The 21,531-nt window shown below is 63.7% G+C and carries 18 protein-coding genes and 3 pseudogenes; 8 read left to right on the top strand and 13 right to left on the bottom strand.

The genetic code is table 11. The features are described from left to right. Positions 1–128: 128 nt before the first annotated feature. Both HMUK_RS09145 and HMUK_RS09140 read right to left on the bottom strand, forming a co-directional pair. A complete protein-coding gene (locus HMUK_RS09145; protein WP_015762864.1) occupies positions 129–560 on the bottom strand; it encodes an adenylyltransferase/cytidyltransferase family protein in 432 nt (143 codons plus the stop codon). Further along, positions 554–1,045, bottom strand: coding sequence for a Mov34/MPN/PAD-1 family protein (locus HMUK_RS09140; protein WP_015762863.1), 492 nt, complete (start codon positions 1,043–1,045; stop codon positions 554–556). Before HMUK_RS09140 ends, HMUK_RS09145 begins: the two co-directional genes overlap by 7 nt. 210 nt (positions 1,046–1,255) lie before the next feature. On the opposite strand from HMUK_RS09140, the gene HMUK_RS09135 reads away from it, so the two are divergent. Continuing rightward, positions 1,256–3,166, top strand: coding sequence for a DHH family phosphoesterase (locus HMUK_RS09135; RefSeq protein ID WP_015762862.1), 1,911 nt, complete (start codon positions 1,256–1,258; stop codon positions 3,164–3,166). 1 nt (position 3,167) lies between these two features. On the opposite strand, the gene HMUK_RS09130 is transcribed toward HMUK_RS09135, so the two are convergent. The 3 genes from HMUK_RS09130 to HMUK_RS09120 all read right to left on the bottom strand — a co-directional run bounded on the left by HMUK_RS09130 (position 3,168) and on the right by HMUK_RS09120 (position 6,692). Beyond that, on the bottom strand, positions 3,168–4,778 hold the full coding sequence (locus HMUK_RS09130; protein ID WP_015762861.1) for a phospholipase D-like domain-containing protein: 1,611 nt from the start codon (positions 4,776–4,778) through the stop codon (positions 3,168–3,170). A gap of 46 nt (positions 4,779–4,824) precedes the next feature. Then, positions 4,825–6,072: a HEAT repeat domain-containing protein gene (locus HMUK_RS09125; RefSeq protein WP_015762860.1), complete on the bottom strand. Its 1,248-nt coding sequence runs from the start codon at positions 6,070–6,072 to the stop codon at positions 4,825–4,827. Between the two features lie 86 nt (positions 6,073–6,158). Continuing rightward, the gene (locus HMUK_RS09120; protein WP_015762859.1) at positions 6,159–6,692 is read right to left on the bottom strand and encodes a cob(I)yrinic acid a,c-diamide adenosyltransferase; all 534 of its coding nucleotides are present in this window, start codon (positions 6,690–6,692) and stop codon (positions 6,159–6,161) included. A gap of 186 nt (positions 6,693–6,878) precedes the next feature. On the opposite strand from HMUK_RS09120, the pseudogene HMUK_RS16770 reads away from it, so the two are divergent. From HMUK_RS16770 to HMUK_RS09105, 4 genes and pseudogenes are all read left to right on the top strand, one after another. After that, positions 6,879–7,147, top strand: a pseudogene (locus HMUK_RS16770) (IS6 family transposase); the annotation flags it as partial. Positions 7,148–8,268: 1,121 nt separating this feature from the next. After that, positions 8,269–8,439 (top strand): DUF7838 family putative zinc beta-ribbon protein, encoded by a 171-nt coding sequence (locus HMUK_RS17605; RefSeq protein WP_015762856.1) that lies wholly within the window; start codon positions 8,269–8,271, stop codon positions 8,437–8,439. Positions 8,440–8,555: 116 nt separating this feature from the next. Next, complete coding sequence (locus tag HMUK_RS09110) at positions 8,556–8,747, top strand: DUF7511 domain-containing protein (protein ID WP_015762855.1); 192 nt, start codon at positions 8,556–8,558, stop codon at positions 8,745–8,747. A gap of 113 nt (positions 8,748–8,860) precedes the next feature. Continuing rightward, positions 8,861–9,226 carry a response regulator gene (locus tag HMUK_RS09105; RefSeq protein ID WP_015762854.1) on the top strand — a complete coding sequence of 122 codons (366 nt, stop codon included), beginning with the start codon at positions 8,861–8,863 and terminating at the stop codon, positions 9,224–9,226. 1 nt (position 9,227) lies between these two features. On the opposite strand, the gene HMUK_RS09100 is transcribed toward HMUK_RS09105, so the two are convergent. The 4 genes from HMUK_RS09100 to gcvPA all read right to left on the bottom strand — a co-directional run bounded on the left by HMUK_RS09100 (position 9,228) and on the right by gcvPA (position 15,665). Beyond that, the gene (locus HMUK_RS09100) at positions 9,228–12,356 is read right to left on the bottom strand and encodes a PAS domain S-box protein (RefSeq protein WP_015762853.1); all 3,129 of its coding nucleotides are present in this window, start codon (positions 12,354–12,356) and stop codon (positions 9,228–9,230) included. Positions 12,357–12,436: 80 nt separating this feature from the next. Then, the gene (locus HMUK_RS09095) at positions 12,437–12,865 is read right to left on the bottom strand and encodes a CopG family ribbon-helix-helix protein (RefSeq protein ID WP_015762852.1); all 429 of its coding nucleotides are present in this window, start codon (positions 12,863–12,865) and stop codon (positions 12,437–12,439) included. Positions 12,866–12,915: 50 nt separating this feature from the next. Further along, entirely contained in the window at positions 12,916–14,331 is a 1,416-nt protein-coding gene (gcvPB, locus tag HMUK_RS09090; protein WP_015762851.1) for an aminomethyl-transferring glycine dehydrogenase subunit GcvPB, read from the bottom strand. Then, positions 14,328–15,665: an aminomethyl-transferring glycine dehydrogenase subunit GcvPA gene (gene gcvPA, locus HMUK_RS09085; RefSeq protein WP_015762850.1), complete on the bottom strand. Its 1,338-nt coding sequence runs from the start codon at positions 15,663–15,665 to the stop codon at positions 14,328–14,330. Before gcvPA ends, gcvPB begins: the two co-directional genes overlap by 4 nt. Before the next feature lie 125 nt (positions 15,666–15,790). On the opposite strand from gcvPA, the gene HMUK_RS09080 reads away from it, so the two are divergent. Continuing rightward, positions 15,791–16,339: a hypothetical protein gene (locus HMUK_RS09080; RefSeq protein ID WP_015762849.1), complete on the top strand. Its 549-nt coding sequence runs from the start codon at positions 15,791–15,793 to the stop codon at positions 16,337–16,339. Between the two features lie 24 nt (positions 16,340–16,363). Here HMUK_RS09080 and gcvH read toward each other — a convergent pair whose 3' ends face one another. The 3 genes and pseudogenes from gcvH to HMUK_RS09065 all read right to left on the bottom strand — a co-directional run. Further along, positions 16,364–16,747: a glycine cleavage system protein GcvH gene (gene gcvH / locus HMUK_RS09075; RefSeq protein ID WP_015762848.1), complete on the bottom strand. Its 384-nt coding sequence runs from the start codon at positions 16,745–16,747 to the stop codon at positions 16,364–16,366. Continuing rightward, entirely contained in the window at positions 16,744–17,835 is a 1,092-nt protein-coding gene (gene gcvT / locus HMUK_RS09070; protein ID WP_015762847.1) for a glycine cleavage system aminomethyltransferase GcvT, read from the bottom strand. Before gcvT ends, gcvH begins: the two co-directional genes overlap by 4 nt. A 302-nt stretch (positions 17,836–18,137) precedes the next feature. After that, positions 18,138–18,713 (bottom strand): annotated as a pseudogene (locus HMUK_RS09065) (transposase); the annotation flags it as partial. A gap of 681 nt (positions 18,714–19,394) precedes the next feature. Here HMUK_RS09065 and HMUK_RS09060 point away from each other — a divergent pair. Continuing rightward, entirely contained in the window at positions 19,395–20,237 is an 843-nt protein-coding gene (locus tag HMUK_RS09060) for a hypothetical protein (protein WP_049940795.1), read from the top strand. 231 nt (positions 20,238–20,468) lie between these two features. Here HMUK_RS09060 and HMUK_RS17190 read toward each other — a convergent pair whose 3' ends face one another. Further along, on the bottom strand, positions 20,469–21,038 hold the full coding sequence (locus HMUK_RS17190) for a hypothetical protein (protein WP_126967133.1): 570 nt from the start codon (positions 21,036–21,038) through the stop codon (positions 20,469–20,471). 94 nt (positions 21,039–21,132) lie between these two features. Between HMUK_RS17190 and HMUK_RS16765 the strand changes: the two are divergent. After that, positions 21,133–21,522 (top strand): annotated as a pseudogene (locus HMUK_RS16765) (IS6 family transposase); the annotation flags it as partial. Between the last annotated feature and the right edge of the window lie 9 nt (positions 21,523–21,531).

The raw sequence follows: 21,531 nt of genomic DNA, 5'->3' as shown, positions 1-21,531 counted from the left end.
GGCAATTTCGTTGCGTTCTCGTCGAAACCGGATGCAGACGGGCAGTCTCTGATACTCTCATTCCGTCCAAAGGAGATGAGACCGATCTCGAGGGGGAAACGATCACCAGAACGACGACATCGATCCAGTCAGCTCCGTTCGTCCAGAATCTTCTCGATGATCGATCCCGTCGAGAGGATCTCGTCCTCGCTGGCTTTTCGCGGTCCGGCCCGACGCACTTCGCAGTCGAGGCCACGCTCGTCGAGTGCCGTCTCGATCCCCTCGACCTCGTGGTGCTGGTCGTAGCCCAGCGCGATCACGTCGGGTTCGATCTGCTCGATGGGGACGAAGATGTCCTCGGCGTGGCCCAGTCGAGCGTAGTCGACGGGATCGAGGGCTTCGACCATCTCGACGCGCTGGCGGTCGGGGACGACCGGCGGCGCTTTGTGCGTGACGTTCTCGCTGCGGGCGACGATGACGTGGAGTCGGTCGCCCATCGCCTTCGCTTCCCGAAGATAGTGGACGTGGCCGGGGTGGAGGATGTCGAAGGTCCCCTGGGCGACGACGTCGCGGGTCACCATTCGTCCTCCCGCAACTCGGCGTCGATGTCCGCCTGGGTGAAATCGAAGAACTCCTCCTCTGGCGGGTCCACGTCCAGCACGTCGAGTTCGATCGGCTGGCCCTCGTTGTCGAACGCCTGCCAGTCGTCTTTCCCGTAGGGTGCGCCGACGATGATGTGTACGTCGCCGCGGCCGAACGTCTGCAGGTCGGCGTCGCTCGGCTTGAGCACGCCGTTGGGGTGGGAGTGGATCGATCCCGCGGCCCGCAGGTCGTTGGGTACCATGCTCGTCTTGAGCGTCGCGCTCACCGGGTTCGATTCCGTTCCGGGGATCACGAGCACGTCGGACAGTACCGTGCCGTCCTCGTCCAGTCCGAGTGTGCGTGCGTCCTCGCCGCGCAGGATCCCCATGTACTCGTTGGGGTGGCTCTCCTCCGACGCCGCGAGGGCGAACTCGAGCGCGGAGTCGGCGATGCCGAGGATCCCGCCCGAGCGAAACAGGCCCATGTCTGAACGTGTGGTATCGCGCCTTCTAAACTTTCCGAGGAGCGTGCGGTGGGAGCGACCACGGAGAAGAGGCGACGTTCCGTACGAACGCCCGCCCGGGCGGAGGTCGAGACGACGGCGTGCGTCGCCGTTGTCCGGTCGGCGTGACGGGCAGTTGCCGGCGCGACGATACCGAAGCATAAAAACGCGGTAGCGACCAAGACAGGTCAAATGTCTCCGCCAGCCGGCACCGACACGGGTGCCCCGGTTCCCGACGGGGGAACCGTCGTTTACGAACTCGCTGACGGCTGCACCCTCGACGACGTCGAGGAGGGCAGCTGCTACGTTGGTACAGTCAACGGCGTCGTCGAGTACGGCGTCTTCGTCGATCTCTCGGAAGAACTGTCCGGACTCGTTCACGACTCGAACCTCGTCGGCGACTACGACGTGGGCGACGAGCTCGTCGTCGAGCTCGCCGAGGTGCGAGAGAACGGCGACGTGAGCTTCGAAGAGGTCCAGTTCGCCGACTACACGACCGAAGCGGTCGGCCGCGGGACCGACGCCGTCGTCGACGACCTCGCGGACGTGACCGGCGAGACCGTCACGGTCCGGGGCGAGGTCCTCCAGATCAAACAGACCGGCGGGCCGACGATCTTCCAGCTCCGAGACGAGAGCGGCGTCGTTCCCTGCGCGGCCTTCGACGAGGCCGGCGTCCGGGCGTTCCCAGCCGTCGACCTCGGCGACGTGGCCGAGGTGACCGGCCGCGTCGAGAGCCGCAACGGCGGCGTCCAGGTCGAGGTCGATGAGCTGACCGTCCTCGGGGGCGACCGCGAGCGGGCGGTCCGTGACGACATCGACGAGGCGCTGGACGAAGCCGCCGAGCCGGCCGACATCGACCCGCTGGTCGAGTGGCCGGCCTTCGAGAAGCTGTGGGACGACCTCAGAGACGTGGCCCGGCAGCTCCGTCGGACCGTCCTCGAAGGGCGGCCGATCCGGATGCGACACCACGCCGACGGCGACGGCCTCTGTGCCAGCGTCCCGCTACAGCTCGCGCTAGAGCGGTTCGTCGCACGGCACTACCAGGACGACGAGGCGGGCCGACACATGCTCAAGCGGCTGCCGAGCAAGGCACCCTACTACGAGCTGGAGGACGTGACCCGCGACCTCAACTTCGCGCTGGAGAACCGCGAGCGTCACGGCCAGAAGCTTCCGCTGGTCCTGATGCTCGACAACGGCTCGACCGAGGAGGACACGCCGGCCTACCGGAACCTCCGACACTACGACATCCCCGTGGTCGTCGTCGACCACCACCACCCCGATCCCGAGGCCGTCGAGCCGCTGATCGACGCCCACGTCAACCCCTACCTCCACGACGAGGACTACCGGATCACGACCGGGATGATGTGCGTCGAACTCGCCCGCATGATCGACCCGTCGCTGACCGACGAGCTGCGCCACGTCCCGGCGGTCGCCGGAGTCTCGGACCGCTCCGAGGGCGAGGCCATGCCCGAGTACGTCGAGCTGGCCCGACAGGAGGGCTACGACGAGGCGGACCTCCGAGACGTCGGCGAAGCACTCGACTACGCGACCTTCTGGCTCAAGTACGACGACGGTCGCGAACTGATCGACGACGCGCTGAACGTCAACTGCGACGACCGGGACCGCCACGAGGAGATCGTCGAGTTCCTCTCGACGCGGGCCGAGCGAGACGTCGACACCCAGCTCGACGCCGCGATGGACCACCTCGAACACGAGCGCCTGGACAACGGCGCACACCTCTACCAGATCGACGTGGAACACCACGCCCATCGCTTTACCTACCCTGCGCCGGGCAAGACCACGGGCAAGATCCACGACCGCAAGGTCGAGGAGACCGGCGATCCCGTCATCACGATCGGCTACGGTCCGGACTTCGCCGTCCTCCGCTCTGACGGCGTCCGCCTCGACATTCCGGAGTACGTCACCGAGCTGAGCGACGAGATCGACGGCGGCGGCGTCAGCGGCGGGGGCCACCTCGTCGTCGGCTCCATCAAGTTCGTCAAGGGGATGCGCGAACAGGTGATCGACGCGCTGGTCGAGAAGATGGCCGACGCCGAGATCGACGAGGAACTACAGAGCACGGGCGTGCTGAGCCAGGACTGACCTACCGTCGTTCGAACCTGATTTTCCCGCCGACGATCAGGGCCAGTCCGAGACAGCCAGCGACCGCCGCGAGCAGTCCGTAGGGCAGCGGCGAGCGACCGCCCCGCCAGTCGGCGTCGAACACCGTTCCGTAGTAGTCGGCCACCGCAGAGCCACGCAGTAAGAGGACCGTCTCGCGGTTGTTCGCGGCCGCCCGGTCGTTCCAGTTGAGGCTCCCCAGAACGACGCGGCGGTCGTCGACGATCGCGCCCTTCGCGTGGATCTTCTCGTAGCGTCCCGCAGGGTCGGCGAGGCGAACCGACAGGGGTGCGTCGTTGGCGCTGGCCCACTCCTCGAAGCGCTCGGCGAGACGCTCGTTGTCCTCGCGGACGTACCACGCGCTGGACAGCAGGAGGCGAACGCGGACGCCGCGGTCGGCGGCGCGTCGGAGCGCGTCGGCGAGCGTGCCGTCCCATCCCAGCGACACCTGTATCACGTCGATCGAGGTCTGGGCTCCGTCCAGCCGATCGACCAGTCGCGGCTCGGCGTTGTCCGGAGTCACCAGCAGCGTCGTCTCCTCGACGGGGACGGTCTCGGGAGCGACGGTCGTCTCGTAGCTCGCGTTCGAGACCGCGCCCCGTTCGAAGGAGCGGCCGCGGCGAAACTGCGACCAGGGGCGCGCGTCGCGACCGCTGGCGTCGGCCAGGTACGTCGCCGCGAGACCGTCGACGACGCGGGACTGGTTCGTTCGGACACCCCAGCCGCGGCTGCTGTGGCCGCCGGTCCCGCTCGGCTTCCAGTTCTCGGTGAGGACGAGCGCGCGGTCGTCGGCGACCGCGTACTTCGCGTGGTGGTAGTCGTAGCGTGCGTACTCGCCGCCGATCAGGCGAACCTCGATCCCGGCCTCGGTCAGACGGTCGAGTCGTCGTGCGCCCTGGCGCGTGCGCCCGCCGACCGGCGCGCCTTCCAGCAGGACGCGCACCGTGACGCCCCGTTCGTGTGCCGCGACGAGCGCGTCGGTGACCCGGCCGGAGGTGAGGGTGTATCCCGCCAGGAGGACGCGGTCGTCGGCGTCACGCACCGTCTGGATCGGCACGGCGGGGCCGTCCGGGAGCACGAACGCACGGACGTGGCCTCCCTCTGCCGACACCACCGGCCGGTCCGTCGCACCGATCGGTCGCCAGACGGGCTCAGTCCCGTTCCAGGTGACGCGTTCGCCCTCCTCCGTGTCGCGATAGACGGCTCGGTCGACGACGGTCCCGTTCCGACGCACCTGGAGGTGTTCGCCGCCGTTGGCGAGTCCGAGTCGGTCGACCGCGACGACCGGCGCGGCCGTGTGATTGCGAGCGCGGTCGGGTCCGGCAGAGAGAGCGACTCGCCCCCGCCGAGAGACGTTCGACAGCGAGACGGTCGTGTCGCCGTCGGTGAAAACGTAGCCGGCGAGCTCCGCCTCGGCGGGGAGCCGGAGGACGACGAACTCGCCCGCGTCGCCGTCGGCGATCGGGTCCGGATACGCGGCGACAATCTCCGGGTGCGGAGCAGACGGTGTCGTCTCGTCCTGTGCGACGGCCGGGAGAGCACTCGCTGCGAGGAACAGACAGCAGACACAGAGGAGCGGGGCGAAACGGACCATCGAGACGGGATGGGCCGTCTTCCCTGATAAACTACGGGTGAGACGCTCAGACGCTCGCGGCTTTCTCGGCCTCGGCCTGGACGAGGTAGGCCTCGTCGTCGGTGTACTCGCCGGCCACGTCCAGCGCGCGGGCCGTGCCGATCTGGCGCAGTGCCCACGCGGCAGAGGCTCGAACGGAGTCCACGTCGTCCTCGTCGAGTACGTCGGCCAGCGGCTCGATCGCGCGGGTGTCGCCGAGCAGGCCCAGCGCGCGAGCCGCGACCGAGCGGACCTCGTCGTCCTCGGCCACGAGTCGGTTGGCGACGGGCTGGACGGAGTCTGCGCTGCCGATCTCACCCAGTGCGCGCAGCGTCACCTTCTGGAGCGCCGGATCGCCGTCGCCCTCGATGAAGTCGTGGAGAGTGTCGGCGGCACGTTCGTCGCCCATCTTTCCGAGGATCCGGATCGGGAGCTTGTCGCGCTTCTGTGCGCGCTGGTGGAGCTCGTCGAAAGCGTCGGCCGCCTCGCTGCCCATGTGGAGGAACTGGTCGAGGACGTACTCCTCCATGAACTCCGAGTCGTCCAGCTTTCCCAGCGCGAACAGCATCGGCTCGACCTCGCCCTGCTTGGCGTAGATCTTCAGAGCGGACCACTCCGGCGGGAAGTCCTTGCGGTTCTCGTTGTCCAGCACGTCGTAGAAGCCCCGAGCGTCGAGTTGCTCCTGGACGGTGAGATCGTCCCACGTCTCCGCGGCGTCGAGGTCGTCTTCGAGCGCATCCGCGGCTTCGACCAGTCCGGCGATGGCGTCGGCGTCTTCGTCGGGATCGAGGCCGGACGCATCGAGTGCCGTCGCGGCGTCGGCCAGCGCGTCGGACGCGCTTCCGAGCGTGTCGCCCGCATCGGCGTCGAGGTCGTAGTGCTCGCCAGCGGCGTCGAGGAACGACTCGACGGCGGCGACGGCCTCCCGTTCCCCGTCGTCGGTCCACTCGCTGTCCGCGACGGTCGCGGACGCCGAATCGACGGTCTCGGCGACGTCCTCGACGTAGGGGCCGCGCTGGTCTTCGAGGTCGTCACGCAGCTCCGAGAGGCGCGACTCCAGTTGCTCGCGGGGGTCGTCCGCGTCCTCGTCGTCCTCGTCGGGCTCCGGTAGCTCGGCGTCTTCGAGGTCCGATTCGATCTCGTCGAGGGTCGCCTCGACGTCGTCCAGTGCCGACTCGGTCGTTGCGGCCTCCAGGGCCTCGGCTGCGTCGTCGAGGCGACTGTCGAGAGTCACGTCGAGTGCAGCGTCCTCGCCGTCGTCGTCCCCGTTGCTCATGCTCGGATGTGTGTCTGTCCGGATCAAAGGCGTTTCCATCCGCAGTCGAGAGGGCGGCCGCCGACGAGCGGGCCACCACGCGGCGGTCAGTAGTCGGGATTCTCCTCTCGGACGCCCTCGCGTTTGTTGACCAGCCGCGCGAGCGTAAAGAGCGCGTCCGACAGTCGGTTCAGGTAGACGATCGCAGTCTCGTTGACCGGCTCTTCGGCCGAGAACGAGACCGCCCGCCGTTCGGCGCGCCGACAGACCGCCCGGGCGTGGTGGAGTTTCGCGCCCGGTTCGGAGCCCGACGGGAGGATGAACTGCGTGAGCTGCTCCAGTTCGGCGTCGGCCTCGTCGATGAACGACTCCAGGGTCTCGACGTGACGGTCGCCGATCTGTGGATCGTCGTCCTCCGGCGCGGGGTTCGCGAAGTCGGCCTGGACGACGTGGAGGTGGTTCTGGATCTCCCGGAGCTTCTCGTCGATGTCGTCGTGGCCAGTCGGCCGCACGACGCCGACGAGCGCGTTGACCTCGTCGACGGTGCCGTAGGCTTCGATCCGTTTGCTGTCCTTCGAAACCCGTTCCATGTTTCGGAGGTCGGTCTGGCCCTGGTCGCCACGACCCGTGTAGATCGTCATGATCGACGCTGGGGCGGCCAGTGACTTATAACGTTAGTCGGGGCGGGACGACAACTGACAGTAGATCCGAACGGCAGAATCTGTGCAAAGAGAGCTTAGTGGATATCGAATAAATGTCATGGATTAATAACAGGCACTGTCTAGTTGAGGGAGTGAGGAACGAGCAGGCCGTAGCGAGAGATGTTCATGTCACTCGCAGACCCGCTCAGAGAAAGGTTGGAAACGGACAGCCAAGGCGCTTGGGAGAATGAGCACACACTGACACCCATCCGGCGGTTTTGGGTGCGTCTCCACACGGCGGGGCTGTCGATCAAGGAGACGGTCACAATCTCAGAATTGTTGGGTGTCGACCACTCTCACGGTTCAGTCTGGAATTGAGTCATACACTGTCTGAAATGCAGAGCGACCCGCCGACGTTCACGAGAACGGAGTTCTCGTGCAGCCCATCAGAAATCTCCGGTTTTTGAGAACGGCGGAGCCGTCACGGGTCGCGGTCAGCGAGTAACAGATCGGGGCGAGGTACTGAAGAAGGTCACCATAGGGCTGAAGGGAAGTTCACAGGATATACCCTCTCCGATAGGCCATATATTGAAATCAGATTCAAAGTCAGAGGACTCTCCGCTGGGGTTGAATATAAAAACGCAGGCAAATTATAATAAACATAGACTTTTCGATATCGATTTCATTAAATCTTGTTTATATATTGTCCTTTTAAATTCTACTATAGAACCGAAGTCTGCATAAAGGACAAATATTATATATTTCTAACAATATATAATAAATGTGGTTTCAAGAACACGTGGTAATTGGGCAGACATCCTCCATTCAGAATTTCTACTGGACAGTCGGCTACTTGAGCCACCATATGGGTATATATTGGGGGTGCTTATTTGGCCAGTATTTTTCTCAATTCTGGCGGTCTGGGGAACAATAGTACAGTTTGACCTCCCAGCAGTTGTCGTTACTGTCGGTGGGAGTGCAATTGGTGTAGGTTGCTTTGTGATGGCGAGTATGGGGTCTACACTACTAATGAGTATGACCGCTTGGAACACTCCACAGAAACAGATTCGGCGGCAGTTCATGCTCCTGACTTTCTCTTTCCTTCTCGCAGTACCGCTGTTCGGCTTCTATCTTAATTGGTCAACGATTCCTTACAGGTACGAACTAGGGTTAAGTCCCTTTGTCGCACACGAGTTCTCGAAGATTGTACTTCTCGGCCCGACCATTGGACTCGCATTTTTCATCTTACCTTTACTGGTACTTGCTCGCAGGATTTACATCAGATGAGTGATCGGATAGGTACCGTTAGCTCTCACATCTGCAACGGCTATGCTACCTGGCCACGTCGAATTGGTTTGCTTGGCACTAACCCCGCCTGACTAGCGCTCTACATCAACTTGGACTGTCTGTTGCCAGTAACGACACTCTGAAAGGGATCAATTTTGGGCTGTTTTCGTGCACTCGAGGTATCTCCTCTGAAATTCAGAAGTTCCCCCACGCCGATTCAATATAGCGCTCACCGATTTATGGCTGTGAAACCGGGAGCTTCAATTGTCCCCACGAAAAAGCCGGTCGTATGGCGATGGACCTTGAGCACTACTGTCCCGACTGCGAGGAGTACCGGACGTTCTGGAAAGTCGCGAGTACGACGATGCACCTGGGCACGAAGACGAAGTGGCACTGCGAGGAGTGCGACTACGGATTCGTCCGCATCGACGGCGAAGTCGACACCGGCGCGACGGCCTGATCGGCGGCGAGGCCGAGCGGAGACACCGACGACGCGCGGCGCGGTCAATAGCGACTATAGCTCTCGATAGCACTCTTAGTAGCCGTTTTTACCCTCGTCTGTGAGCATCGAACCGAATGAGCCTGCACGGCACCCGCGCGACGGCGTGCGCTGGTCGATCACTGGCGTTGCAAGCGACGGTCGTCGAGTACGACGACGGGCCGGATCGCTGTACGGTGTCGCCCCGGACAGTCGAGGAGGGTGAGCGAACGACCACCTGGCTGAGTGCCGACCAGGACGTGTTCGAGGACCTGGCCGCGATGCGGTGAGGGGGTGACCTCTCGTCACCGCGAGGTGGCGAGTCGCCTCGGAAGCGACAGATGGCGGCGAGAGGTCCCGTGACCCGGGGGTTTAACCCAGTGTGTGCCATTCACATGTGACGATGGCAATCGAGGTCTTGATCGTAGACGAAGACGAAGACGTACTCGAGATCACCGAGGCATTTCTGGGGAGACAGGAGGGACTGACGGTCGCGACCGAGAGCGATCCGGAAGCGGCCCTGGAGCGGGTGCGTGCCGGTTCCTTCGATGCCGTCGTGAGCGACCTGACGATGCCCAAACTCGACGGACTCGAACTCTGTCAGGAGATCCGCGCGAGCCGACCGGAGATCCCGTTTCTGGTGTTTACCGGCCGCGACGAGGACGACATCGACGATGGGGCGGCCGCTTGTCCGACCGCGTTCGTCAAGAAGAGCACGGGGACCGAACAGTACGCGACCCTGGCCCGAGAGATCCGAGAGGCCCTGTAGTTCAGCGGTCCGTGTGGGGCACGCGGAGCGTCACGGTCGTCCCGGCGGTGTTCTCGAAGGTCACGGTGCCGCCGTAGGACTCGATCAGCCACGTGATGAGCCACAGGCCCAGGCCAGTGCCGTGCGTCAGTTGCGTGATCTCTGCGTCCCCGGTGACGACGGCGAGTTCGTCCGCCGGAATGCCGCTGCCGTCGTCCTCGATCCGGATACGGACGCTCTCGGCGTCGGCCGTCACGTCGACGGAGACGGTCGGTACCTCGTTGTGTTCCAGGGCGTTCTCGACGGTCTCGTACAGCGCCGTTCGGAGTCGCGGGTCCGCAATGGGCGGAACGGGATCGCAGTCGGTCCGGAGCGTCGCCTCGGGGTGCTCGGTCGCGAGTTCGTCGACGACGCTCTCGACGATCTCCGGTACCGAGACGGAGTCCGTCGTCGCGGGGTCCCGGCGGACGGCTGCCTCGATCTCGCGGGCCCGGTCCGACAGCGAGACGACGCCCTCGGCCTTTCGAAGGAGTCGCCTGAGGAGCGTTCGGTTCTCCTCGTCGTCGGCCCGGCCGACCAGTTCTTCGGCCGTCCCCAGAATGACGGTCATGTCGTTGCGGAGGTTGTGGCGCAAGACGCGATTGAGGACTTCGAGTCGCCGCTGGCGCTCGCGCTGCTCTGTGATGTCGGTGTAGATACCGAAGGCGAACTGCCGGCCGTCGCCCCGCTGATAGGGGACCGCCCGGAAGAGAAAGTCCCGGAACCCGTCGGCCGTCCAGCGCCTGAGTTCGCCCTGGACGGACTCGTCGTCGGCGACCGCAGACAGCGAGGGATCGGTCGACTCCGAGTCGTCCGGCCCCCGCAGCAGGGAATCGATCGTCCGACCCGACAGCGACGAGTCGCCGAGATCGAACGTCTCGGCGAACGCGGGGTTGGCCGATCGAACGACCGGCTCGCCGTCGACCAGCTCCGTCTCCACGACCGGATCCGGCAGCGCGTCGAAGAGGTAGGAAAAGCGAGTCTGTTCCTGATGGAGCCGTTCGCGGGTCTGCTGGAGTTCCGTCCGGTCGCGAACGACGCCGACGGTTCCCTGGAACGCCCCCTCGCCGGAGATGAGCGAGATCTCGATCTCGACCGGTCGATCGTTGCCGTCTGCCGTCGACAGCTCGGTCTGTACGTCGGCGTGGTCGGCGTCTCCACGGCGGAGCGAGCCGATCTCGGCTTCGAACCGGTCGATGGTCGCGTCGTCGAGGACGATCTCCGGGCGCGCCCCGAGAAGTTCGGACCGGTCGAAGCCGAGGTACGTCGCCAGCGGCTGTGTGACCAGCTGGAATCGGCCTTCCTCGTCGAGGACGTAGAGCATGTCGTTGACGTTCTCGACGGCCGTCTCGTAGCGCAACAGCTCCTGTTCGCGATCGACGCGCTCGAACGCCGCGGCGGCGTTCGAGGCGAGGATCTCGGCGATCGATCGGTCGCTGTCGTCGAAGGCGCGTGGCTCGGTGCTGGCGACCGTACAGACCCCGTACTCGCCGAGTGGGAGGTAGATCGCCGACGCCGCTGGCCCGCTGTCGTAGCCGGCCCGGTCGTTCAGGTCGTCGACGACGAGCGTCTCCCCGGTGGAGAAGGCCTCGCCGGGATACCCCTCGTCGCTGTCCCGGATCGGCCGATCGATCTCGTCGGCGCTGTCGCCGGCTCTGGCGATCGGGACGAGCGTGTCGTCGTCGGAATCGTACAGTCGAACCAGATTGAGTTCGAACCCCAGCGTCTCGCTGGCGGCACCGGCGACGATCTCTGCGACCTCCGTCGGTGTCTGGGCGGCCATCAGCGATCGGGTCGTCTCTAATAGCCCCTCCAGTGCCTCGTCGCGGGCTCGCTGTGCGGTCACGTCGCGGATCACGCCGGCAGTCCCGGCGAACGAGCCGTCGTCGCGCAGAATCGTCATGTGATCCTGTGCGGGAAAGGCGCTCCCGTCTGCGCGCTGGATCGACAGCTCGAACGTCTCCTCGTCGGATCGGACCCCGCGGAGCATCTCCACGAGGATCGACTGGGCGCGGTCGACGGTCCCGTCGTCCTTGATGCGGGCCGTGTGCGAACCCAGCAGCGTCTCGCGATCGTAGCCCGTGAGATCCGTCATCGCCTCGTTGACCAGGGTAAAGCGGCCCTCGTCGTCGAGCGCGTAAACGCCGTCGTCGACGGCTTCGATGATGTCGGCGTATCGCCGGAGATCCGTCTCTCGCTGGTTGCGCTCGATCTCGTTGCCGACCCACTCGACGAGCAGGTTGACGAGGCGCTTCTCGGCGTCGGTAAACGACCGGTCTCTGGGATCCGTCGCGCCGAAACACAGCGTACCGTAGGTCTCGCCGTCGACGACGACGGTCCCGCCGAGATAACAGGAGACGCCGAAGCTCTCGAAGGCCGAGTCGTCGCTCCACCCTTCCTGCTCGGCGTCTGCGATCGTCAGCAGGCCGTCCTGCTGGATCGTCCGCCGACAGTACGTCTTCGACAGGGGAGCCGACATTCCCGCACTGACCAGATCAGAGCGACCGGCCGTCACCTCGATCCGCTGGGTCGAGCCGTCGATCCGGGTGAAGTATCCGAGCGGGAGTCCGAGACGCTGGCGGCCGATCTCCAAGGCTTGGCGGATCCGTTCCGTCTGCTCGAGGTCGTTTCGCGACGCAAGCGTGGCGAGTGACTCCAGTGCCTCGTTGGTCGCCGTCAGCGCGTGCCGGCGCTGCTCGCGTTCCGAGATGCCGGCGCTGGCGGCCGCCGACCTCCCCGTCGACTCGGGCGCGGACGCATCGTCGGACGTGTGGTCGGCGACAACGGCTCGCACCCGATCGGCGACGCGAACCGCGCCGTCTCGGGGTACGTACTCGGTCACGCCGTGGCGCGTGGCGGCAGCCCCAACGGTCCCGTCGGCGACCGCAGTACAGAGGACGACCGGCAGCGATGGAGCCCGCTCGCGCAGTGCCCTCAGCGCGTCGATCCCATCGTCGTCGCCGAGGGCCGCCTCGACGACGGCACAGTCCAGATTCGCCGTCTCGAAGTCAGCACCGTCGGTCCCGTGGACGACGGTGACCGCAAAGTCGTCACCGAGCTCGGGACCGGACCAGTCGGCGGGTCTGACGTGGAGGACGCGAAGAGCGGACATCGAACGGCGTCAGATAACGCGTGGAGGGAAATATATCAACCGGTCAACGGCAGACGGGAGCGAAGCGGGGATCGGGGCGTTCACGCGCCCTCGAAGGTCGGTTCGAAGCCGTCGACCGGCGTCACCGAGTAGTCGATGGTCAGCGTGTCCTTGGTCGCGCGGATCTTGCCCACGAACGCGGAGATCTCGTCGAGTTGCCCCTCCAGAACGAACAGTTCCATACAGAAGGCGTCGCCGACGTGGCTGTGGAAGTTCGAGGCGACCAGCCCCTCGTGTTCGTGGCGCAGGTGCATCATCCGTTCTTCGACGCTCGTGGTCTCGTAGTTGAACAGGACGGTGACGACGCCGAGCAGTTCGCGATCTTCGAGCTTGCGGTCCTCGAACTCGCCGAGGAGGTTCCGGGCGGCCTCGCGAAACACCTCGCTCCGGCCGGTGTACCCGTGATCTTCGGAGAACTCGTCGATCCGTTCGAGCAGTTCGTCCGGCATCGAGACGCTAACGACGGCCATATTGTTAACTCAGGACTGGTAAAATAATAAGGATTGCGTACTTCCGGCGGCTATTCGTCCAGCGATTGCCAACTGAGGCGCGGCTCGCGAGCGGCACGGACCTGATCGATCCGGCGGGCCGCGGTCGACTCCGGGGCGCTCGCGAGCGTCTCGTCGCTCTCCCCGGCGACGGCGTCGAACGCCGCGGCCAGCTGGTCGAGCGTCCGTCGAGACTCGGCCTCGGTCGGTTCGGTCATCAGCGCCTCGGGCACGATCTCGGGCCACTTCGTCGTCGGCGGATGGACCCCGTAGTCGAGCATCCGCTTTGCCACGTCCGCGGCGTCCTGCTCGCCCGCGCTGGCGACGAACTCGTGGTGGAAGGGACCGAACGGGATCTCGTAGTCGATCTGCTCGGCGAGGTAGTTCGCGTTGAGGACGGCCTTGGCGCTGGCGTCGGCGAGCCCCGCGTCGCCCAGCCGAGCGATGTACGCGTAGGCCTTCAACAGCACCGGCCAGTTGCCGTAGAAGCCGTGGACCTTGCCCATCGAGCGGTCGGGATCGACGTACTCGTAGCCGCCGCCGGACTCTGCGACCCGCGGCGCGGGGAGGAACGGCGCGAGCTCGTCGGTGACGCCGATCGGACCCGCGCCCGGACCGCCCCCGCCGTGGGGCGTCGCGAACGTCTTGTGGACGTTGTAGTGCATCACGTCGAAGCCCATGTCGCCGGGCCGAGCGCGGCCAAGGAGCGCGTTGAGGTTCGCGCCGTCGTAGTACAGCAGGCCGCCAGCGTCGTGGACGATCTCGGCGATCGCCTCGATGTCGCGCTCGAACAGGCCCAGCGTGTTCGGATTCGTCAGCATCAGCGCCGCGGTCTCCTCGCCGACGGCCGCTTCCAGCGCGTCGAGGTCGACGCGGCCGTCGTCGTCGCCGGCCAGCGAGACCACGTCGTAGCCCGCCATCGCCGCGCTGGCGAAGTTGGTGCCGTGAGCCGACTCGGGGATCAGGACCTCACTGCGGTCCTCGCCGTTGTGCTCGTGGTAGGCCTTCGCGACGAGGATCCCCGCAAACTCGCCGGCCGCACCGGCGGGGGGCTGGAGCGAGACGGCGTCCATCCCCCCGATGCGCCCGAGATAGTCCTGGAGCCGGTACAGCAACTCCAGGGTCCCCTGTGTCGTCTCCGTCGGCTGATCGGGGTGGACCGCCGCGTCGGGGCTGGCGGCCAGATCCTCGGTGAACGAGGGGTTGTACTTCATCGTACACGAACCGAGCGGGAAGGGGCCGCTCTCGACGCCGTAGTTCGTCTGTGAGAGGCGCGTGTAGTGGCGGGCCAGTTCGGGTTCGCTCACGTCGGGCAGCGTCAGCGAGTCGCGGGTCAGATCGTCGGGCAGGGGGCCGTCCTCGGTCGAGACCGTTTCGCTGGACTTCTCGGAGAGCAGCGGTTCATACCGGTCGTCGTCGTCCGTCCAGCGGGCCTGTGAATAGTTCATCGGGCCACCTCCGCGAGGGTGTCGACGAAGTCGTCGACGGCGCGTTCGGTCGTCTCGGTCGCGCAGATCTGTATCTCGTGGTCGCCGACCGCGTGGACCGCGTACCCCTCCTCGGCGAGGTCGGCGCGGATCGCCTCGGCGGGCTGGTCGGTGTGAGCCACGAACTCGCGGAAGTGGTGGCGGTCGTGGACCGGCGCTCGCACGCCGCTGATCTCGTCGATCCGCGCCGCGAGGTCGCGAGCGCGGGTGACACAGGACTCGGCGAGATCGACCAGCCCGTCGGGGCCGAGCCAGGCGGCGTGCATCGCCGCTCGCAGCGCGACCCAGGCCTGGTTCGTACAGATGTTCGAGGTGGCCCGCTCGCGGCGAATGTGCTGTTCGCGCGTCTGGAGCGTGAGCGTGTAGGCCCGCCGACCGCTGTCGTCCTCGGCCGCGCCGACGAGGCGTCCCGGGACCTGCCGGAGGTACGCCTCACGCGTGACGAACAGCCCGAGTCCGAACCCGTAGGCCGTGCCGGTCCCCAGCGAGCTCGCGTCGCCGACGACCACGTCCGCGCCGACGCTGGCCGGCGTTTCGAGCAGCGCCATCGCAACCGGATCCGTCCCGAGACAGAACAGCGCGTCGTGGGCGTCGGCGGCGTCGCCGACGGCGGCCAGCCCTTCCTCGATGGTGCCCCGGACCGTCGGGTTCTCGGCGTAGACCATCGCCACGTCGTCGCCGAGTGCCCCGCGCAGGGCGTCGAGATCGACGTTGCCGTCCGTCGTCGGATACGTCTCGACGGTCAGTCCCGGCCCCGCGGCGTAGTTGTCCAGGACGGCGCGCTTGCCCGCTCGCAGCAGGTCCGGCACGAGTATCCGGTCGCCGGAGACGCTCCGGAGCCGCTGAGAGAGCGTCGCGGCCTCGCCCAGCGCGGTCGCGGCGTCGTACATCGAGCAGTTCGCGACGCCCAGTCCCGTCAGCTCGACCAGCATCGACTGGTACTCGAACAGCGCCTGCAAGAACCCCTGTGCGATCTCGGGCTGGTACTGGGTGTAGGAGGTCAGAAACTCCGAGCGCCCCGCCAGGTCGTCGACGATCGAGGGGACGTAGTGGTCGTAGTGCCCCCGGCCCAGGAACGCCGTCAGGTCGTCGTTGCGCCCGAGGATCCCCTCGACGTGCGAGCGCGTCTCCCGCTCGGAGCGTTCCGGGATGTCGAAGTCCGAGTCGAAGGCAACGGACTCGGGGATGTCGAACAGTGCGGCCTCGCTGTCGACGCCGACGGCGTCGAGCATCGCCGCCGTCGTCGCCGCCGTGTGCGGTGCATAGGGCGTCCCGCGAGCATCGTCTTCGCTCATGATGTAGGTCGTCCCCGTAGGGACGTGATAGGCGAGGCTTACGGCTGGGCCTACATTAGTGTGCGCGTTCCAGAGCAGTCGCGGCGACCGAAACGTCTACCACCGTTCTGCCGGAACGAATCAGCATGCGTGTCCCCCGTCGCGAACTCCTCCTGAGCGGCGCAACGTTGCTCGGCGGCTGCTCGGCGCTGGGCGGCGATCCGACGCCTACACCGACGGACGGCGACGACGACGGTGTTCCCGACCGCGCTGACGACTACCCCGAGGACCCTCGCCGGGCGTTCAAGTCGAGCAGTAGCGGCGGCACCTTCGAACTCCCACCGGGCGAGTTCAGCGCCCACCAGTTACAGACTGACGACGCGACCGGTGGCTCCTATCTCAGCTACGAGGTGTCGGTCGTCGACGACGCGACCGTCGACGTGCTGGTGTTCGAGCGCGCGGCCTACGACGCCTACCAGAGCGGGGCCCGAGACGTGTCGGTCGTCGACGAGTACACCCGTCAGAACGTCAGTGAGACGGCGCTGGTCGAACGACTGGACGACCGAGAGTTGCTCCTGACGCTGGACAACACCGACCAGCAGACACCGGCGACCGACGATCCGATCGAAGTCGAGTTCGAGTTGGCCATCGCCGAGCCACCGAGAGCCCCCGCCGAGACGACGACCGGAAAGTGAGAGACGGCCAGCAGTTCGAGCCGGTCAGGCGATCTGCTCGCGGTACTCGTCGGGCGAGAGCAGGTCGTCCAGTTCCGAGCCCTCGGCCAGTTCGATCTCCAGCAGCCAGCCGTCGCCGAAGGGATCGTCGTTGACCAGTTCCGGCTCGTCGAACAGGGCGTCGTTGACCGCGGTGACGGTTCCCGAAACGGGCGCGTAGATGTCCGAGACCGCCTTGATCGATTCGACGACGCCGAACTCCTCGCCGGCAGTCAGTTCCGCGCCCTCGTCGGGCAGTTCGACGAAGACCACGTCGCCGAGTTCGTCCTGCGCGAAGTCTGAGATGCCGATCGTCGCCGCGTCGTCTGCCTGTCGCACCCACTCGTGGGAGTCGAGGTACCGACAGTCGTCGGGAACGTCGAAGCTCATCTATCGAGGAATGGCGTGGTCCTGATACGTGCCTTCTTCGGTTCGCCCCGAACGACGACCCGGACCGTCCGTCCGGGTTCGATATAGTCAGTGTCGATATACGCCAGCGCGATCGGTTCGCCCAGCGTCGGGCTCATCGTCCCGCTGGTGACCGTGCCGACGCGGTCGCCGTTCGGCGTCGTCACGTCGTAGCCCGCACGCGGAACGCCGCGGTCGATCAGCGACAGGCCGGTCAGCTTCTCCGCGGGACCCTCCACGTCGACGCCTTCCAGCGCGTCACGACCCACGAACTCGGTGTCGAGGTCGACGACGAAGCCGATCCCTGCCTCGTAGGGGTTGCGGGGATCGTCCTCGGGATCGAAGTCCTGCCCGGAGAGGAGAAAGCCCATCTCCAGTCTGAGCGTGTCTCGCGCACCCAGTCCGCAGGGCTGGCAGTCGAGCGCACCCCAGACGGTCTCGGTCTCGTCCCACGGCACGACGAGTTCGTAGCCCGCCTCGCCGGTGTATCCGGTCGTCGCGACGAGCGTCTCGACGCCCGCGACGGTGGCCGTGGCGATCTCGAAGCGGCCAAGCTCGTCCAGCGACAGCGTCGTCTCGTCTGCGAGCAGCGACGGTGCATCGGGCCCCTGGAGCGCGATCAGGCCGTACTCGGTCGTCCGATTCTCGACGATGGCGTCGAGGTCGCGTTCGTCCGCGTACTCGCGCCACCGCGTCGCCATCTGCTCGTCGTGACCGGCGTTGGGGATGAACAGGTACTCGCCCTCGACGGCCTCTGGCAGCCGGTAGACGACGGTGTCGTCGAGCATCACCCCGTCCTCGCGGGTGATCGCCGCGTAGTGTGCCTGGCCGGGCCGGAGGTCGGTCACGTCGTTCGTCGTGAGCCGCTGCATCAGACCCGTCGCTTCGGTCCCCGAAACGACGATCTCGCCCATGTGAGACACGTCGAACTTGCCGGCCGCCTCGCGGACGGCGGCGTGTTCGGTCCGGATCGAGTCGAACTCGACGGGCATCTCCCAGCCGCCGAAGTCGGTGAAGCTCGCCTCGGCCGCGGCGTGAACGTCGTCGAGAGGGGGTGCTCGTAGACCCATGTCGCTGCTCTCGCCCGGCGCAGGCTTATCGTTTGGTCTTTCGTGCGTTCGATCACGAGTAGGTAAACCACAATCCGCGATATAGAATGGCCGCCGACTCCGAGCAGAAGTTCGGAGGTTGGTACACTGAAGGCCAGAACTGGCACGGACGCCTTCTACAGGGGAACGACGGTCGAAGAGTCAACAGATCGGATCGTCGGTCAACGCTCACAATGTGAGGCAGAAAATGTCGAGTTTAGTGAGAATTCTGGACAGAGCTATCGCTCACGACCGGGCGGACTGATCGAGCTCAGCCAGTGTCCTCAGTCCGCTGGGCGGAGGTACTTCGCGACGTAGTCAACGAACTCACCGGCCGTGAGGTACGGCGAGAAGTCCACGATTTCCGTGGAAACACCGGCTTTGAGCAAGACATCTGTCAGCCGCCAAAGATTGTAGAGGAGTGCCGCGAACACGAAGTAGGACGGCCGAACGCGGTAATCCTTCGAGCTCGTCGTCGCGAGGAAATCGTACTTGATCGTCTTGTACTCTTTCTCAATCTGCCAACGATCGCTGTACCGGCGGCAGAACCCTTCTGCGTCGTCCGCGGAGACTGCGACATTGGTCGTAAATATCGAATTGCTACCACTCTCTTCAGAGCGAGTCGGCACGTAGCAGAACTCCATCTCGTGACTGCCGTGTTCAACGTCAATCCGGGCAGATTCGACTGCCATATCTTCGCCGGCGCTTCCATCTGCTCAATGACGGTCGCCTCCGCTTTGGAATCAGGTAGTTCACGTTCAGATTCGACAGCGTCTGGAAGATGTCCTCCGAATCGAATTCCCGATCGCAGACCACCGTACGACGGTCACGAGTTGCTTTGCTCGTCGATGGGCTCGTCTTCGTCAGGGGTCGCGACAGGAACGTGTATGCCATGGACGCGACCGATAGTAGTGAAATACGGCGATTCGGGAGACGTAGTTGTTCGATTTCACCACCGAATGGAACCCCGGGATTTCGAGTAGATTTTGTCATGTGACAGCGTGTGGTCTCAACAGTTGGGTTCTCCTTGAAAGCTAGTAGGCCTCTGCTTACTCCTACATGACCAAGGAAGCGTATAGATCTCATCGTTCGAGGAGGACCGAGAAGTGGCGATCAGAAGTAATATCGCCCCACTATGCTACGAGACTTTAACGATAGACTATATGTAACTAAGAAATGAAATCAAAAAGATTAATATTAGATAATACTAATCGGGCGTGTGCATGCCTGGAAACAGTCGGAGGGCATTCCTCAAAACAACTGGCACAGTACTCGGTACAGGGATTCTCAGTAGTACCATCAGTGGTGCGAGCGCCGCAAAACGGAATGGCACAACCCCAATCGTCATCACTGGTAGTCGAGACGATCCAGTTACGCGAGAGCATATTGAAGACGCGGTCGCCAAGGCTAACTCCCCGTCATTGAAGACGCAGTCCTCGGACGATCCCAGCGGAAAGGTCGTCTCATTGCCGGATTTCGAGGGGAGTGACTCACGATATGTCAAATCGTTCGTTTATAAAAGCACCAAGAACGGAAAACCGATGTCCCACATCGAGTACGGGTTCGATGTGGACGCACCGCAGCGCAGGGGCCGCGACGCAGGAACCAGCCAGGCTTCAACCCAAAGCTCTAGCGAACCCACCTCAGCGCAAGAGGTCGCAGATGCATTCGATCGCGCGTCGACAATACAAGAATACGAAAGCCTAACGAGTAGTGTCACCACCCAGAGCCCGAATTTGATGACGGGCGAAGAGTGGGAAAAGTACAATCTCGTCAGTGCGGTCGGCGGTCAAGACAGCAACTTCGGCGAGTTGAGTATAACCGGGAACCTGTACCGGTACGATCCTAACGAGGAGAACGTAGATGCGAACCTGTACGGCTCGATCCACCAGTATAAGGCAGAGCACGAATACTGTGGTGGCTGTTGGCTCTCTCACTCGCTAGACCGTGCCCGATTAGTGCAGGATTGGGGCGTTGCCTCATCTGACACTGGTAACGGTGGACTTGGAGTCTATGAACCCAACGAAGACCGGGAGAAAACTAAAGATCAAGTCACGTACGGGCTCTCGGTCGGGGGCAGCTTCAGCAGCAAAGACGGTTTCGAAGTTAACGCCGAGGGGAGCATCCAGTGGACCTACGACATTCCAAAAGTACCTCTCCAGGCACGCTCGTACGACGATGCCGCCATTTGGGAGTACGATACCTCTAAGTACGAAGCTGGAGATGACTTCATCGTCTCGACGGGCAGCACCTGTTGGTTCGATCCGAGCGATGTCGATCCCGACAGTCCTCAAGTTGGCCAGGCGAACATGGGTGCCGAATTCAGTAGCTCAGTGAAAACGCAGTATCTCGGCGCCATCCTCGAATACAGCGAAGAGTACTGACGGGATCGGGCAGGCGAGCGAATCCGTGAGCCACTAGAGACGAACCACCATCCAGCATTTTTGGAACGTAACGATCCACAGTGTCTGTCATTTCCATCGGTTTTGAGAGGAAGTGAGCCTGATACAACGAACACGATAGTAGCCATTGAAAATCAATGCACACCCGATCGCACGACAGCAGTGCGATCGGTGTGTAAATCGTTTCAATTGTTACTATAGTTCGATAGCAGGCTACGAAAACAGACCTTCGGATTCGGCCATTACTTCGTCGTAGCGAGTTGCGGCTGCCGCCTCAGTACCGTTGGTAAACTGGGGGATGACCATGTATTGGATGTTTGCCTCGCGTGACTGCGGATAGACGAAAGAAAACTCCGTAGAGAGTGTTTCACCCCAGTCCACATCTTCAAACGTTCTGCGGTCTTGTTCTTCCTCTGACAATATCATCCTAACTTCTACGGCTTCAAGGCTGTACTGTTGGGCCGCATCGTTGTGAGCATAAACCGTCGTTTCGAACGGAAACGAAATCGGGCTTCCTTGTCGCAACGGTGAGGGATACTCTGCATTCATCGTAACCCGTACCTTCCTTACACCGACAGATCCAAGATACCGAATCTTCCCGATTTCTACGCCTGCAGATGGTCCTCCAATCGGTCCCGAGCACCCCGAAATCCCTATCATTCCCGAACCGACGAGGGCAATACATTTTCGACGTTTCATTGTCATTTTCGGCTGATGGGTCACATCAATAAACACTTTCGGGTTTTCGGCCGACGAATCACCGATACAGGTCAAGAAGTTCACTTGCTGATCCCACAGAACATTGTTCTTAACCCTTCTCGATAGGTGGCGTTCAGATAAGACTGAATAGTGAGGCGGTGTGTTTTCTGAGTGATTCATGCCCGAAAACACACGCCTTAGCGGTAATATCGACCGGATCGACTGAGAGTTTGTTGAATGAGAAGCGACACCACGATTTCTGATAAAGCTCAGTATTCAGCTGCACCATGCTGGATTGTCGCTTTCGAATACTGTTTCGGTTCTTGAGATATTTGGTGTCGAACTTGCTCGCTCGACTGTACACAATTGGGTTCACAAGGCGGATCTACAGCCAGAATCCGGTCACTCTCCGGATCACATTGCAGTCGACGAGACTGTGATCCGAATTGACGGTGAGCAGTATTGGCTGTACGCTGCTGTCGATCCAGATTCGAACGGATTGCTCCACACAAAGCTTGAACCGACCAGAACCAACGCTATCGCTCACGCGTTCTTTGCCGAGCGACGCCGTTCCACA

The organism is Halomicrobium mukohataei DSM 12286, assembly GCF_000023965.1.
Classification (GTDB): Archaea; Halobacteriota; Halobacteria; order Halobacteriales; family Haloarculaceae; genus Halomicrobium; species Halomicrobium mukohataei.
This window is presented reverse-complemented; position numbering and strand designations above follow the sequence as displayed.

What these genes read in the sequence shown, in the direction of transcription:
- gcvPB (WP_015762851.1), bottom strand. Translation starts at nt 14,331, where the DNA reads ATGAACTATTCACAGGCCCGCTGGACGGACGACGACGACCGGTATGAA.
- HMUK_RS09060 (WP_049940795.1), top strand. Translation starts at nt 19,395, where the DNA reads ATGTCCCACATCGAGTACGGGTTCGATGTGGACGCACCGCAGCGCAGG.
- gcvPA (WP_015762850.1), bottom strand. Translation starts at nt 15,665, where the DNA reads ATGAGCGAAGACGATGCTCGCGGGACGCCCTATGCACCGCACACGGCG.
- HMUK_RS09100 (WP_015762853.1), bottom strand. Translation starts at nt 12,356, where the DNA reads ATGTCCGCTCTTCGCGTCCTCCACGTCAGACCCGCCGACTGGTCCGGT.
- HMUK_RS09110 (WP_015762855.1), top strand. Translation starts at nt 8,556, where the DNA reads ATGAGCCTGCACGGCACCCGCGCGACGGCGTGCGCTGGTCGATCACTG.
- HMUK_RS09145 (WP_015762864.1), bottom strand. Translation starts at nt 560, where the DNA reads ATGGTGACCCGCGACGTCGTCGCCCAGGGGACCTTCGACATCCTCCAC.
- HMUK_RS09125 (WP_015762860.1), bottom strand. Translation starts at nt 6,072, where the DNA reads ATGAGCAACGGGGACGACGACGGCGAGGACGCTGCACTCGACGTGACT.
- gcvH (WP_015762848.1), bottom strand. Translation starts at nt 16,747, where the DNA reads ATGAGCTTCGACGTTCCCGACGACTGTCGGTACCTCGACTCCCACGAG.
- HMUK_RS17605 (WP_015762856.1), top strand. Translation starts at nt 8,269, where the DNA reads ATGGCGATGGACCTTGAGCACTACTGTCCCGACTGCGAGGAGTACCGG.
- HMUK_RS09105 (WP_015762854.1), top strand. Translation starts at nt 8,861, where the DNA reads ATGGCAATCGAGGTCTTGATCGTAGACGAAGACGAAGACGTACTCGAG.
- HMUK_RS09120 (WP_015762859.1), bottom strand. Translation starts at nt 6,692, where the DNA reads ATGACGATCTACACGGGTCGTGGCGACCAGGGCCAGACCGACCTCCGA.
- HMUK_RS09140 (WP_015762863.1), bottom strand. Translation starts at nt 1,045, where the DNA reads ATGGGCCTGTTTCGCTCGGGCGGGATCCTCGGCATCGCCGACTCCGCG.
- HMUK_RS09130 (WP_015762861.1), bottom strand. Translation starts at nt 4,778, where the DNA reads ATGGTCCGTTTCGCCCCGCTCCTCTGTGTCTGCTGTCTGTTCCTCGCA.
- HMUK_RS09095 (WP_015762852.1), bottom strand. Translation starts at nt 12,865, where the DNA reads ATGGCCGTCGTTAGCGTCTCGATGCCGGACGAACTGCTCGAACGGATC.
- gcvT (WP_015762847.1), bottom strand. Translation starts at nt 17,835, where the DNA reads ATGGGTCTACGAGCACCCCCTCTCGACGACGTTCACGCCGCGGCCGAG.
- HMUK_RS09080 (WP_015762849.1), top strand. Translation starts at nt 15,791, where the DNA reads ATGCGTGTCCCCCGTCGCGAACTCCTCCTGAGCGGCGCAACGTTGCTC.
- HMUK_RS09135 (WP_015762862.1), top strand. Translation starts at nt 1,256, where the DNA reads ATGTCTCCGCCAGCCGGCACCGACACGGGTGCCCCGGTTCCCGACGGG.